Source organism: Enterococcus dispar ATCC 51266 (assembly GCF_000406945.1).
In the GTDB taxonomy this organism is placed as follows: Bacteria; Bacillota; Bacilli; order Lactobacillales; family Enterococcaceae; genus Enterococcus_C; species Enterococcus_C dispar.
The window spans coordinates 2,481,645-2,496,172 of record NZ_KE136354.1; the positions used below are offsets into that span (position 1 = coordinate 2,481,645).

10 protein-coding genes are annotated in these 14,528 nt (G+C 37.7%); 9 read left to right on the forward strand and 1 reads right to left on the reverse strand.

Annotated elements, in window-relative coordinates; translation table 11 throughout:
- Positions 1 to 33: 33 nt before the first annotated feature.
- The 8 genes from RK01_RS11640 (at position 34) to lepB (RK01_RS11675) (ending at position 9,312) form a co-directional block, all read left to right on the forward strand.
- Positions 34 to 4,233 (forward strand): pectate lyase-like adhesive domain-containing protein, encoded by a 4,200-nt coding sequence (locus RK01_RS11640; RefSeq protein ID WP_016173474.1) that lies wholly within the window; start codon positions 34 to 36, stop codon positions 4,231 to 4,233.
- Between the two features lie 17 nt (positions 4,234 to 4,250).
- Positions 4,251 to 4,610 carry an LPXTG cell wall anchor domain-containing protein gene (locus RK01_RS11645; protein WP_016173475.1) on the forward strand — a complete coding sequence of 120 codons (360 nt, stop codon included), beginning with the start codon at positions 4,251 to 4,253 and terminating at the stop codon, positions 4,608 to 4,610.
- On the forward strand, positions 4,607 to 5,371 hold the full coding sequence (locus RK01_RS11650; protein ID WP_016173476.1) for a WxL domain-containing protein: 765 nt from the start codon (positions 4,607 to 4,609) through the stop codon (positions 5,369 to 5,371). Before RK01_RS11645 ends, RK01_RS11650 begins: the two co-directional genes overlap by 4 nt.
- Before the next feature lie 19 nt (positions 5,372 to 5,390).
- Complete coding sequence (locus RK01_RS11655) at positions 5,391 to 6,152, forward strand: WxL domain-containing protein (protein WP_016173477.1); 762 nt, start codon at positions 5,391 to 5,393, stop codon at positions 6,150 to 6,152.
- An 87-nt stretch (positions 6,153 to 6,239) separates the two neighbouring features.
- Positions 6,240 to 7,331 (forward strand): WxLIP family cell surface protein, encoded by a 1,092-nt coding sequence (locus tag RK01_RS11660; protein WP_016173478.1) that lies wholly within the window; start codon positions 6,240 to 6,242, stop codon positions 7,329 to 7,331.
- 12 nt (positions 7,332 to 7,343) lie between these two features.
- A complete protein-coding gene (locus RK01_RS11665) occupies positions 7,344 to 8,003 on the forward strand; it encodes a hypothetical protein (RefSeq protein WP_016173479.1) in 660 nt (219 codons plus the stop codon).
- A gap of 11 nt (positions 8,004 to 8,014) precedes the next feature.
- The gene (lepB, locus tag RK01_RS11670) at positions 8,015 to 8,632 is read left to right on the forward strand and encodes a signal peptidase I (protein ID WP_016173480.1); all 618 of its coding nucleotides are present in this window, start codon (positions 8,015 to 8,017) and stop codon (positions 8,630 to 8,632) included.
- Between the two features lie 5 nt (positions 8,633 to 8,637).
- Positions 8,638 to 9,312, forward strand: a complete 675-nt coding sequence (lepB, locus tag RK01_RS11675) for a signal peptidase I (protein WP_016173481.1) — start codon at positions 8,638 to 8,640, stop codon at positions 9,310 to 9,312.
- Between the two features lie 173 nt (positions 9,313 to 9,485).
- Here the strand turns inward: lepB (RK01_RS11675) and RK01_RS11680 are convergent, their stop codons facing one another.
- Positions 9,486 to 10,463, reverse strand: coding sequence for an alpha/beta hydrolase (locus tag RK01_RS11680; RefSeq protein ID WP_016173482.1), 978 nt, complete (start codon positions 10,461 to 10,463; stop codon positions 9,486 to 9,488).
- Between the two features lie 335 nt (positions 10,464 to 10,798).
- Here RK01_RS11680 and RK01_RS11685 point away from each other — a divergent pair, with 335 nt between their 5' ends.
- A complete protein-coding gene (locus tag RK01_RS11685; protein WP_016173483.1) occupies positions 10,799 to 14,350 on the forward strand; it encodes a SpaA isopeptide-forming pilin-related protein in 3,552 nt (1,183 codons plus the stop codon).
- The last annotated feature ends 178 nt before the right edge of the window (positions 14,351 to 14,528 follow it).

Genomic DNA, 14,528 nt, shown 5'->3' on the forward strand with positions numbered 1-14,528 from the left:
AAAAAAACACAATAGAAAGGAGTTGAGAATTGAATGAAGAAAGAGAAAAAAGGGTTGATTGTTTTAGTAACAATTGCGGGTTTATTGCTAGTTGGAAATGTTATTGGCTATTTACAGCCGATTTTTGCAGGTGAAGATCAGACCGTAATAACAACTGATGGTACAGATATAAAAGCTACTGCTAGTTCAGCTATTTTAGAAAAAATTGACGACTCAGACAACCGTGATTACTCAACACAAGTCTCGTCATCTGAAACAGCTGAAGAAGCTGAGGATACTGATGAGTCAGATGAATCAGATGAAAAAGTATCAAAAGCACGATTGATAAAAGCAGCAGCAGATGAAACAGCGGTTTGGGGTACAGAAGCAGCTGCGACGAAAATTATTGAAGTAGATAACTGGTCAGATTTTGACAAGGCGGTCACGAATGGCTTTTCAGGAGATGAAGCAGAAAAAAATGATGCGGATTATATTAAAGTAACCGCAAGTTTTTCGAATCCTCGTACAGGAACGGCGGCTTATGCCGCTAACGTTACTATTCCGGTTAATCGAGTAGATTTTGTCGTAGATGGGCTAGAAAATACGATTCATTTTCATGGGACGTCATACAGTTGGCGTTCTAATCGTAGTGATGTCAGAAAAGTTTATGTCAAAGATTTAGCGATGTATGGAACGAATTATTATGGTCCTTTTCGAATAGGTGATGCAACTTCAATTGAATCAGAATTAGCAATTGAAAATGTCTATTATGAAGGTGGCCAGCTAACTGCTTCATATCAAGCTACCATGCGTTTTATTGGCAAAAATACTATTAAGTCTGTTAATAGTTACGAAGACCCCTTTACCCCTGAGAGAATTATTAGTACACAAGGAAACCAATCTGGTTTAGAAGCTTTTCGCACCGTCTTTGAAGAAAATAGTGAAACCGAGGTGGACGTTGAAAATGGTAATGGTTTTATTTTAGCAAGTTATCTTGGAAACATAGGCTCTACTTCAGGAGAAGACGCTTATGCGCTATTGAAAAGTAAAGCTAAAGTAAATATTACTACTCTTGGAAGTACCGGAGAAAACTATGGTGTTGGCTACTATGTTTTAGCGCTTAATAAAGGCGATGTCATTGTAGAAGACGAAGCGGAATTAACTTTGAATACAGCAAAGGATACGACTAAAGGTGGAATAGAACTTGCAAATGGAACCAATATTGATATCTCCAATAAAGCTAAGGTGAATATCAATATCAACGGACCTATGGGAGGTACTCGAAATGCAGTTTCTATCGGGAATAGCTCTAAGTTCAATGTTTGGGATGAAGGAGAATTACACATCAATCTGAAAAATCAGGGAACCGATAGTAGAGATGTCATCACCGCTGGTAGCGATAGTACTTTTGAAATTGGGCGAAAATCAGTTTTCAATATTAAGTTAGAAGATGGAACAGGTTCGCGAAATTTGATTGATATTGGAGCCAGGGGGGCTTTTCGCTTCGCTGATGCCTATTCTATTGATTTAGATGCTCGAGCTAATACGAATGCTCATTTGATTAATATGTCAAATCCAGGTCATTTTATTGCAGATGTCCAAAAAGTTTCAACATGGTTGAAATCAGATCCGACTGTATTATATAAATCTTGGGCTCCAATTTATGGAGTAGATGTTACGTATAATGGTCGAAATCAAACAGGTTTAGTCGGACAAAGTGTAACGAGCACTATCACTGACGACTTCTTGGAAAACTATTATACGAGTGGACGCTCTGGCAGCAGTGTTCCGTCAGCTAGTCATACCGGTTTTTCACGGGTTTTGTTTGAATTTATTGAGGATGTCAATATTGGCATAAACGATATTACGGATAATCCAAACGAAGATGCTCATAAAGAATTCAGTGGGGCGGTAAATCCCGATCCAGAGTATGGTAATGGAACAGCTATTACCTTTTACTATGTTGATCGTGATGATTATACAGAAGATGATCCGCTACCATTAGATCGACCAGTTGGAACCCCAGCAGTTGCATCTCCTTTAGAAGGGGATGAGCGGGTTTTTCATACGATTGCGGATTCTTTTACTGGTAGCTATCAATTTACAGTTCCTGAAGATGAGCGTGAAAATTTAGTTGCCGGTCAGAAAATAATGGCTGTAGGTTGGCTAAATGGGAAAGAAAACTATGCGATTACGACAGTAAAAGATACAACTGCACCAACTGCAGATGGACGGTCTTACATTGTTGAAAAAGGAGTAATGCCTCCTAGTGCTGATGTCTTTTTAGAAAATATTCAGGATACAAATCCAATGGAAAATCAAACATTTGCTATTTCTTACAAGACAGATATTTCTGAGTTAGTTCATCAGCCGACTAAAGAAGGCCATGTTATTGAAATTAATGTAACAGATGAAGCTGGCAATACAGCTACAGTTGAAGCCAAATTGATTGTTTACGACGAAGGAACCGGCATTGATGCTAAAGATATTGAAATTGACGCAACAGACATAAAAGATAAAACTGAAGCAGAAATTAAAGATTTTATTTTGGCCGAAAGTAGCGCAAGTGCATTTTATTTAAAAGATGGTGCTGAAGTTGATGTGACAGAAAAGATTGAAGTAGCGGATTTAGGTGGTTTATCCACAGCATCTGGAGAATATACCGTTAAATTAATTGTACCGACAGATGTCGAAAATGGGTTACAAGAAAGTATCACAAAGGAAATAGTGGTGACAGTAAAAGATGTAGAACCTCCGACTGGTACCGGGAAACATACCTTGGTACCGCTAAATAAAGCAGACTACCTCATTGGATCAGATGTCGATTTATTTAAGTTTTTAAGTACGTATCAAGATAATGTAACCGAAGCTGAGGAACTTCAAATTCGCTTGGTAGAAAATGCAAATGAAATTGAAACCTTAGTAAGTTCTGTCGGTAGTAAAGTTATTCATGTGATTTTAACGGATAAAGCCAAAAATGATAGTGAACCAATCGAAATCCCAATTACTGTAGTAGAAGGTGAGGTAAGCGGCAACGTTGCAATTACCGGAGAAGATTTTCGCTTAGATCGAAGTGAATGGGAAAACGCAGTTACAGAAAATCAATTAAAAGAATTTATTTTAATAAATGGGCAAGTAGAAGCTGTGGAAATGATCGAAGGTGTTGTTACTTCTGTTACCGATACAGATAAAGTCAGTATTAATGTTGAAGAAGTCATCGTCGATAGCGCTCATGAAGAACAACCAATGACGATTACATTAATTGTCGACAATGGAACGGATAAAGTTTCTAAAACTATTCAAGTAACTTTTAATGATAAAACAGCGCCAACAGCCGAGCCGAAACCGACAGAGATTAATATTGGGAATGTTAATGCCATTCAAAATGCAGATCCAAAAATATTTTTAGAAAACTTGACCGATAATGTAAGTGAAGTAGACAAGATAAGCGTGAAATTTGCTGAAAATCAAGATTTTGATGAAATGGTACAAACCCCAGGTCCAAAAGATTTACTGATTGAACTAGTAGATGAAGCCGGCAACAAAGCGACTATTACGGTAGAAATCACGATTTTTGATAATAGTTTAACGATTCGATTTGTCGATAGTAAAGATCAAGATATTGTGACACCAGTCGTAATTAGCGACAAGATTCCAGGCGATAAAGTTGATTTAACGGCAGAGCAAGCCGTTTTAAAAGGATTACAAGATGCTGAGGATTTACATTACTTACTTCTAACTAGACCGGGAAATGAGGAGCAAGTAGAAGTTACTTCCACCGGTAAAATTGTGAAATATGAATTTGACGGTACTTTATTTATCTCATCTTATCCTGAAACATTGGATTTTGAAACGCATCAAGTTTGGTTTTCTGACATTCGCGTGGAAAAACCACAATATCAAGAGCCATTAGTGATTTGGGATAATCGTGGAATAAAAGCTAATTGGACATTAACGGCAACCTTGACAAAGGACTTCACCTTGCAAGCAGGAGATGTCGATGATCCAAACTTTATTTTGACGGATGTTTTAAGTTATCAAAAAACTACTGAAGAAAATTCAGCAGTGGTACTACACGATGAAGCCGAAGCAGTTTACTCAGCGCAACATGCTGAAGATCAATCAGAGTACAACATTAGTGATACCTGGGATGAAAATGGACCAGGTTTGAAATTTGAAACGACAGCTGCCAATGTCAAAAAACTTGGCGATTATCAAGCGGAAATTCTTTGGACATTAGGGGATGCAAGATAGAAAGGGCGTGAGAAAAAATGAAGCGCAGAATTTTTAGTCTTAAACGAATTGTAACAACCGCCGTTATTTTTCTTGCGTTGTTTACATCTTTTGGTGAATTTTACGCCGAAGAACAAGGTCAGAAATCGCAAAGTGTAACGACAGAAGGCGTGATTGTATTTGAAGAAGGAGAACAAGGAAGTGTTGAATCCACGCAACAGTCACAAAGTATTACACCAGTTGCAAAACCTAGTGGCACGTCAAAACTTTATGGTAAAAGTTACCCTGCTACAGGGGAAATGATAAAGAAAAGTTTGATGTACACAGGTGTTGGCCTCATCTTACTATTCTTCTTGTTACTTTTTTGGAAGAAACGCAAAAAGGAGGAGAAGGGATGAAAAAATTCTTTTTACTATCTTCTTTCCTCTTCTTGATGATGCCGCAGATGGTATTGGCACAAAGCGATACTGTTGGAACTGGGAAAATTGAATTTAATGATCATCAACAAGTAGCTGATCCAGAAAATCCAGTAAATCCAATTGAACCAGAAGATTTAATCCCCCCTAGTTCAGATTTATTGCGGTTGGATTACGTTCCAAGTTTGAAATTCTCAACGCAAAAAAGTGATGCAAATGATCAAAAATACGCAGCAAATGCCATGATGTTTGCAGATGACACAATGCCACGAGCTCAGTTTATTCAAGTAACCGATCGCAGAGGAACAAAGGCAGGGTGGAACGTTAGTGTCAGACAAGAAAAACAATTTGCCACAGCAGAGAATATAGAGTTAGACGGTGCGATGTTGTCTTTTGATTACTCCTGGACAAATGGTTCGGATAAAGCCAAAGCGCCCGTTGTAAAAAAAGACATTATTGAAATGAAAATTGGCGAAACACAAGAAATCGCCAATGCCAAAAAAGGTACAGGTGATGGTACTTGGTTTATCTCATTTGGCGCATCACAAAATAATTCGCAGGGTGTAAAAAATACTTTAGAACCCAGACTTGATCGTGACGATCAAGTAATTATGCACGATACGTTTAATAAACCACTATTTTTAAATTCTGCTATCCAACTGGCAGTCCCAGGACGAACAGAAAAAGTTATCGGTAAACCTTATAAAACGGAGCTAACTTGGATTTTATCTGAGTTACCATAAAAAATTGGAGGAAAAGAAGATGAAAAACATTACAAAATTAACTACCACAGCATTACTAGGAGCATTGGCGTTAGGCGTGGTTGCCCCAGCAGCAAATGCGGCCACAGATGTTATAGGAGAAGGTAAAATTGAGTTCAAGCAAGAAACACCAGAAAATCCTACTCCAACACCAGGGGGGGAAGATGGCCCAGAAATTAAAGAACCAGAACCAAATCCAGATCCAAATCCTTTGAAAATTCTTTCTGTTACGGATATGGATTTTGCTATTCATGAAGTACCAGTGGGTAATGCGGATCGTTCTTATGATGCCCTACCATTTAATGCAACACCAGTAGATCCTGACGCAGACCCATTTGATACAGCCCACTTTGTTCGCTATATGGATGTTCGGGCAGATGGGGCAGAAAACCACCATACTATTAAAGCACAGTTGACCAAACAATTTACTCATTCAAATAATACAAATACATTAGCGGCTTCATCGTTGCTGTATAAAAATATTACCCTAGAAGCAAGTAATGGTACCGCAGATACGAATACACCATCTGCCGCTGCAGTTACCAATGCTGCGAGTGCGGAAGTCACTGAAGATGAACAAGAAACGATTGTTGAAAATACAGAAACAGGTAAAGGACGTGGTGTATTCGATATTATCTTTGATAAAAAAGATGATTATACCACTTATGATGGGGTTTCATTAGAAGTACCAGCTGCAGTGAATATGATTACTGGTACTTACACGGGTGAAGTAACTTGGACAATTGAGGATGCACGCAATTAAGCAAACATAGTTTTACCATTCAGACGGCTGCGGTGTGTGGTCATTTTCAAGTAGCCGTCTGATTTAATGACTAAAGGGGTGTGTACCATGAATAAAAAGGCCTGGTTGGGAATAATCTTAGTCTACATAACAGGATTATTTCTCGGAAATACAACTATCAGTTATGCTGATGAGAGCGGTGAGGTGGAAGGTGGCTTCTCTTATGAAGTCATCCGACCGGAAAATCAAATAGATAAGGGTGTCGGCTATTTTGATTTGTTAATGAAACCGAAACAAAAACAGACAGTCAAAATAAAGTTGAACAATACAGGTGACAAAGAAATCACCATTTTGGTGGGAGCCTATGGTGGAAAAACCAACAGTGGTGGTGTGATTGAGTATAGTAATAATGCGATTGAAAATGACAAATCATTAAAATATCCTTTTGAATCGGTTGTAAAAGTACCAAAAGAAGTCAAACTGGCGGCTAATTCATCAGAAGATTTAAATATTGAAATTGCAATGCCTAAATCAGAATTTGAAGGCTATATTGCTGGTGGTATTTTATTACAGGAAAAAGATGCGGAAGGGGCAAAATCCCAAAGCCAACAAGGGATGGTGGTCAATAAGTTTGCCTATCTAACCGGCATGTTACTAAGTGAGAAGAAAACAGATAACATAAAACAAGAAATGAAATTAAATCGGGTTTATGCAACATCTAAGAATCATCGCAATGTGATCAACGTGAATTATTCCAATATCCAACCAGATTTTGTTGATGGCATGACGACAGATGTTCAGATTATGAAAGCAGATGCCGATGAAGTAGTATATGATGCGAAAAAATCGCAAATGCGAATGGCCCCAAACTCGATGATTGATTTTCCGGTTAGTTTAGAAGGTTCGGAAATGGTACCAGGAAACTATCGGGCTAAAATTTTAGTAACAACTGAAAAAGGCGGTCGTTGGGAATGGGAGCAAAAATTCACTATTACCGATGAAGAAGCAGATAAATACAATGCACGCGATTTAACATTGGTACAAGAGCCAGGACTTAACTGGCGTTTGATTTTACTAATTGTCGGCGGGCTATTAATTGTTCTGCTGCTTATTTATCTGATTGTCCGCAAAATGAACAAAGAGCGCCGCAAAAAAGAATTAATTGCCAAAAAATTAGCAGCGAAAAAGAAAAAAGAATAGGGGGAGGTAGTGATGGAACTACTTGATTGGCTTTTTGTCATCCTCTTATCACTGGCTATTTTTGCAGCAATCTTCTTAGTTATTTCACTAGTTGGCTGGATTGCGGATAGTCAGAAGTTAAATAGTGTTACTGCAATAAATCCCAACAAAAAACAACGGCGGGCTTGGTTACAGTATCGACTAGAATTGACGAATCAAATTAGTAAAAAAAGAAACCACGCACTTTTTGCGGTGATCTTTGCAGCAGTTTTTGCTGGTGGGAGTTTTTATATTCAGTATCACCAATCAACCAGTTTGACCGCCAAAGACTCAGAAAATGTAGTGCAAGGCTATTTTATCTTGCAAGAATTGGAAAAACAATTAACCGAACTCCCCACTAGTGGCAATGAAAAAAAGGCGCAAGCGACCATTTATGAATTGTCTTCACGTTTGGTTAGTTATGGTTCAAATGTTCCCGAACCAAGATTGGGAAAAGAAGAAAAATTGGTCTTAAAACAACTCTACACCCGCATGAAACAATTAGGAATTAATTTAGCTGGACTTTCCATTACCCAGCTAAAAACAGAAGATGTCAATACGGGCTATTTAAATGATATAAAACGAACGCAATTAGCCCAGGAAAAAGTTTTTGAGCACTTCAAGGTCGATAAAGCTGCCCTCGAGCAAGAATAGGAGGGCTAAGGATGAAAAAGAGATTAACACCATATCAAATTGACTTATTGGCGCGTAGTATTGAGCAAAAAAGACGCCGACAAATTTGGCGTGACAGTCTGATTACAATCCTGATTTTTAGTCTATTGGTAACCGGTACTTTCTTAGCATTCTTTCGCCTTTGGCAAGTTGAAGATTTTAGCATGTTGCCTAATTTGCAAGCAGGTGATCATTTACTTTTAGCCAAACATAAAGATATTACGCGCTTTGATTTGATCGCGTTTGACATCCCTGGGCAAAACAAACAAGCAATTCGACGGGTAGTTGGTTTACCGGGAGAAGATATTCGTTATTACGACGATATTTTATACGTGGGAAGTCGTGAAATACCCGAACGCTTCTTAAGTGAGGAGTTATTAGCAGCCAAAGAACAAGATTATCAATTGACGCAAAATTTTACGTTGCAGGATATTCCAGGGACAAAAAAGCAACGAATTCCAGAAAATCATTATTTGGTTTTAGCAGATAACCGTAGTTTTGGCGTTGACAGTCGTGATTATGGACTGATTGCCAAAGACAATATTTTAGGCGTTGCCAGTGGAATAACTTTCCCTATTTCCACATATAGTATGTTGCAGTTTAGGAGTTGAAGGTGATGGCAGAAATAAAGAAAAAGCAGCAAAAATCACAAATTGCGTCGCCTACAATGCATACAAAAAGAAAACGTAAAAAATTGTCTCAAGCACAAATTGCCCTTATTTTACGCCACCGTCGGCAACAACGTGTTCAAAGATATTGGGATTTCTTTTTATTATTTGTAACGATTGTATTTTGTCTTTTCTTTTTGACCAACTACAAAGCGCATCAGATTGTTGGTAACTCTATGACTTCAACACTTCAAAATGGCGATCGTATTTTAGTCAAAAAAACACAAAATATTCAACGCTTTGATATCGTTACCTTTCGTCCGGATGAAAAGAATACAGAAGAAACTTATATTAAACGGGTCATCGCAATGCCAGGTGATAAATTTGTAATTCAAGGAACGAATATGTATTTATTTTTCCAAAAAAGTATTGTAGAAGATTTTGAAGCTATGCGCTATACCAGTAATTTACCGGACAGTACGGAAGTTTTGCAGTTGGATAAAAAAGTGGCAGATAACTTACGCAATAAAACCCAAATTCCGAAAGACTATTATTTTGTCTTAGGGGATAATCGCAAAAATTCCGCTGATAGTCGTATCTTAGGTTTAGTACCGAAAAATAGTCTTGAAGGAGTGATGAAATTTCGCTTTTATCCTTTCAATAAGACGGGGATGGTCCATTAAAATTAATAACCAAACGAAATAAGACGCACTAGTCCTAGTACGCCCGCTAAAAAGTAGAAAAATTTGGCAGGACACATATCGGACTATTTCGTCTTTTTTGGTTACAAAAATTTCTAAAATGTATCTATTTTAAACAGGGTCAATGATCACGTTAGTGTAAGGTTTCAAAATAATTAATTTTGGCTTTGATAAAACGTTTGGGTCGCCATTTTGTAATTTTTCATCAGGTTATGATGGGCTTTTTGTGAAATTTTGGCTTTAGGTACTACCAAATCAAAGGCGTGAAATACCCCGGGATAGATATCTAGCTGCGACTTTATGCCGGCTTTTTGCAACTGTTCAATATAATTTTTTGTCTCATCATAAAAAGGTTCTTCACGGCCTACAAAAGAATAAGTTGGCGGTAATCCTTCATAGGTATTAAGACGCGCCGGTGCAGCGTAAATAGAAACAGAATCTGTTTTAAAAGCTGCTCCTAGATAGAGTTTCCATGCAGTCTTATTCGATGTAATATTCCATAACGGACCGTTATTATCTTTCATCGATGGTGTTTGCATCCGGTCATCTAACATCGGATAAAGTGGTATCTGATAGGCAATTTTTACGTCTCCTTTGTCTTTTGCATACGCAGAAAGACAGCACGTTAGACCACCGCCTGCACTTTCGCCACCAATAAATAATTGGTTTTCATTGATACCAAGAGTTTTTGCATTATTTTTCATCCATAAAAGACTAGCGTAAGCATCCTCTAAAGCAGCTGGAAAGGGAGTTTCAATAGATAGACGATAGTCTGGCGCAATTACGATTGTCTCACTTGTATGAATAAACTCTTCGATTGTTCCTGTTTCTTGTTCTGGCAGTCCATTCGCATACCCGCCGCCATGGAGCCAAAGTAGCCCGGTGACTGGTTTTGTCGCAGTGAGGTTTTTAGGACCGTAAATACAAAGGCGAATCATATTGTCATCGTTTCCTTTTATCCATTCTTCCTGATAAAAAATATCGGAACTTTTTGGCCTTTTTTTGGCATAAAGTTTTTTATAAAGCCATTGGACTTTTTTGAAAGTTTTTGGTGATTTTACTTGTGTGATGGGTTGCAAAAGGCCACCTACCACACGAAGTTGTTTATTTAGTTGGCTTAATTTAAATTTCATCTCACTCGCTCCTTTTCAATATTTTATCATTAATAAAAAAACTGAGAAAATTGTTTGACTTGTAGTGTAAGTAAAGATACATTAAGAAAAAATTGACGAGATTTCATCCATTACCGTTGTGTATTTTTTTAACAAATTAAAAACATGTTGTTATTTAATGGCGTTTATAGTCTCAATATATGAAAAGATTATGCTAAAGCAACGAAATTTCAACTGCTGAAAATAGCCAATAAACTGCAAATATAACGGTTATTATGCTTATTTTACAGCTGTAATAGCAATTACTTGAAAGATTAATTTGAGCGCTATATACTCCCAAAAAAGGGGGTATAGTGATGAAAAGAAAACTGCAAAGGTTGGGGAAATTTCTTTTTGCAGGGATGCTTATTTTACCAATTATCTTACCTGTTATTTTTTCTAGTTCAGCACTAGCTGCGGAGCAAAAATTAACGTTGGCTTTTAAGCCACAACCGACCAAAGTTGCCGATCAAGGGGAGTTAGTAATTACAACTATCAATCCTAGCGAAGTAATAGTTACGGTGACGCCAGATCAAGGGTTGCGTTTAACAAAGACAAAAACACAAGCTGGAAAGACCACGTATCAATACAAAGTAGAAGACGTGGGGAAATACGCCATTACAGCGACACAAATTGGAACCAATCAAAAGGAAACTACAGTGGTGACAATTAATCAAACTGGCACAACGAACACAGCAATGACAGCGGATTCAAAATCAGCAGCTGCTATTGATTCCAATGCAACAAATGATGAAAGTTCATCAATGCAAAACCAAACGACTGTAAGTTCTGCTACTGAAACAACCAATCAAAGTAAAGCAACATTACAAGCAAAAGCGACACAAGCAAATGCTGATAATAAAGCAGTAAAAGGTGCCGTAGTACGAGAATTGCCAACAGCAGATGAAGACAAGTTGGGCAACCTTTGGGACTACAATGCCTATTTGACTGGGCAACATTCAGCCAATATGGCCGATACTGAAGGTGCAATAGCGGTAAAAGGCGACAGCGTTTTTCCCAATGATTTACAAACCTTTACGTATGGTGCTTCATTTCGCGAAGTGAATACTACAATTGGCGATCCCATTCGAGAAGATCAATATGTCAATGTCTTAATTGGCGGTAAAATTGCTAATCGGGCTCAAAATGATTGGGTGAAACCTGTAGTAGAAAATCGAACCAGTAATGGTAAAACACAAGGCTGGTTAGTAGGCCGAATGAATATGAACGATTGGATTTATAAGAATTTGGGCGAATGGTTTTCAGCCATTGCTTATAAAACAAGAGACAGTGTTATTGACGGTGCTTTTGATAGCTTACAAACGCAAGAAAATCAATTAACCGGAAAATTAGATCAGGTAACAACCAATTTGGGCGAAACGGTGTATGAAGGGGATAATTTCAAATTAATCGCCTCAAAAAGCGATGCTGAAGTGCTAATTTTGAAGCCCATAAGTATTCAAGATCCATTAGAACTTAAAACACTTTCGATTCCAGCAGAATATCTGCAAGGAAATCGTTACAAACAAATTATTGTAAATTCTCCCGCAACAAAAGTTGTAATGAATGGAACCAGCATTGCCGGAGCAGTACAACAAGATGTGGGAACCTATAGCCAATTAGCTAGCAAAGTTACGTTTTATTTGCCCCATGCCCAAAGTATTACAAACTATGTGGAAGATGATGGCGCTTATCCAGATACTGCCCAACTTGGGATTGCAGAAGACGGATCGGATAACTACGGAAAGGACAATGGTAAAAACTATTATCATAGTTTTACCATCGGCAGTATTGTCGCTCCTAACGCGACCGTGGTTTATCATTCTGGCAGTATTAATGGGTATGTTTTTGTCAAAAACTTGCATCAACGCGATGGGATGGAAATTCATAACTTTTATAATCCTTGGATGCCAGAAATTGAACAAGAAAAAGAAGGAGAAGTTCAGTTGCACAAAGAAGATGCCACTGATAAATCTGCTTTGGCCGGAGCTGAATTTGGTATTCGCAAAAAAGGGGATTCCGATTTTATTGCGGTTAAAACAACGGATGAAACTGGTAATTTGACCTTTAGTGGTTTGGCATATGGCGAATATGAAATTTTGGAAACAAAAGCACCGAATGGTTATCAATTATCTCCGATGGTTCATGAAGTGACAATTAATGAAGATAAGCCAACGCTTAGCCTTACGTTAGAAAATCAAAAAGAACCAGTTGCCCACGTGGGAATTGAAATTCATAAAGAAGATGCTGAAAACCAAGAAGAATTAGCCGGAGCTGTTTTTGGTCTAAGAGGTTTACGGGAGCATGAATTCACAAAAGAAGAAACAAATGCTGCCGGTAATGCTGAATTTGAAGACTTAGTTCCAGGTTATTATGAATTAGTTGAACTGACTTCACCTGAAGGTTATGAAATTGATCCTCATCCACAAATTATTTATGTGGACGGACAAAATAAAAAAGAAGTTATAGAAATTGAAAACACAGCTAAGGAAGAAAAAACTGGTAGTATTCAACTTAAGAAAATTGACGCTGCGACAGGAGATGCATTAGCAGGTGTAGAATTTGGTGTCAGAGAATTCGGATACCGAGATTTTGTCACCAAAAAAACCGATAGTAACGGTGTCGTACAATTTAGTGATTTAAAAGCAGGCGCATTTTACACGGTGGCAGAACTAAAAACTTTGACAGGCTATGAATTAACGCCACGACCATTAGTCGTTAAAGTTAGTGAAAAAGGTCAAGATGTCAATATTGGTAATTGGACCAATCACAAAGAAGTTCTCAAAAAAGGTTCTTTACAAATTGAAAAAAGCGATCAAGAAACTGGTTCTCCTTTAAAGGGCGCTATCTTTGGTGTACGAGCGTTGGGTCAAAAAGACTACATTGAAAAAGAAACTGATAAGAGTGGTATTGTACGTTTTGATGATTTGGCTCAGGGCGTTTATGAAGTACGTGAATTAAAAGCACCCCTTGGCTACAGTACTACCAATCTCGTTAAAAAAGTTAACGTCGGTTATGATGAAGAAAATAAACTTACGATTGAAAAATGGACCAATGTGAAGACAGCGGTACAACTTGGTAGTGGAAAAATTATTAAAGTTGACGAAAATGGCTCACCGCTATCAGGCGCAGAGTTTGCTATTCGTAATGACCATGAACGAGAATTTAGTCACCATGCTGTCACGAATGAACAAGGGGAAGCTTATTTTGACAATCTACCTTTTGGCAAATACGACGTCATGGAAACAAAAGCCCCAGATGGCTATCAACCTGATGGGAAAATTTATCATCTGTATGTTGGGAACAAAGAAACAGATGAAGAAACAATTACGGTTACCAATCAAAAGAAAGTTACGAATACAGGACAAGTTGCACTTGAAAAAAGAGAGCAGGATAGTGGAAAGGTCATGACCGGAGTCGTCTTCAATTTAGAAAAATCTGATGGAACAATTTTAGACATGTATACAACTGATAAAAATGGACGTATCTTTGTTAAAGATTTGCCATTGGGGAACTATCAATTTGTCGAACAAAAAACATTACCTGGCTATGAACTCGATCCAACCCCATTAACCTTTACCATTACGCATGACAATGAAACACAAGTACTTTTATTAAATATGGTCAATGTTAAGGAAAATCCGACCGAATCCACGACAGAATCTACGACGGGTACGACAGATACAGTTACAACGTCAGAATCTACAGCAGTTGGAGTGGGCACTACAACGAATTCTACCAAAACAGCAAATGCAACAAAGGATAATCATTATCCTAAAACTGGGGATCGTCCTAACTGGTATTTGATGATTGGCGGAACAGGTCTAATAGCTGGAGTTATTTATCTCTTTTATCGAAAAAATAAATAAGCTATAAAGGAAAGCTGGCTTTAAAAAAGTCAGCTTTTTTTATTTTTTTGAAACTTTCCTTGATCAACGAAAGTATTTTGGGAGTTGATTTGCTTAGTCTACTAAGAGGTATTCTTTCAAGGATCCGTTATAAACAATTTGAAAAGTAAATAGGAATTATTTATGCGTTATTAAAAGC

Excerpts from the sequence above, each read along its gene's own strand:
- RK01_RS11680 (WP_016173482.1), bottom strand. The coding sequence starts at position 10,463 with ATGAAATTTAAATTAAGCCAACTAAATAAACAACTTCGTGTGGTAGGT.
- RK01_RS11685 (WP_016173483.1), top strand. The coding sequence starts at position 10,799 with ATGAAAAGAAAACTGCAAAGGTTGGGGAAATTTCTTTTTGCAGGGATG.
- RK01_RS11650 (WP_016173476.1), top strand. The coding sequence starts at position 4,607 with ATGAAAAAATTCTTTTTACTATCTTCTTTCCTCTTCTTGATGATGCCG.
- lepB (WP_016173480.1), top strand. The coding sequence starts at position 8,015 with ATGAAAAAGAGATTAACACCATATCAAATTGACTTATTGGCGCGTAGT.
- lepB (WP_016173481.1), top strand. The coding sequence starts at position 8,638 with ATGGCAGAAATAAAGAAAAAGCAGCAAAAATCACAAATTGCGTCGCCT.
- RK01_RS11640 (WP_016173474.1), top strand. The coding sequence starts at position 34 with ATGAAGAAAGAGAAAAAAGGGTTGATTGTTTTAGTAACAATTGCGGGT.
- RK01_RS11645 (WP_016173475.1), top strand. The coding sequence starts at position 4,251 with ATGAAGCGCAGAATTTTTAGTCTTAAACGAATTGTAACAACCGCCGTT.
- RK01_RS11655 (WP_016173477.1), top strand. The coding sequence starts at position 5,391 with ATGAAAAACATTACAAAATTAACTACCACAGCATTACTAGGAGCATTG.
- RK01_RS11665 (WP_016173479.1), top strand. The coding sequence starts at position 7,344 with ATGGAACTACTTGATTGGCTTTTTGTCATCCTCTTATCACTGGCTATT.
- RK01_RS11660 (WP_016173478.1), top strand. The coding sequence starts at position 6,240 with ATGAATAAAAAGGCCTGGTTGGGAATAATCTTAGTCTACATAACAGGA.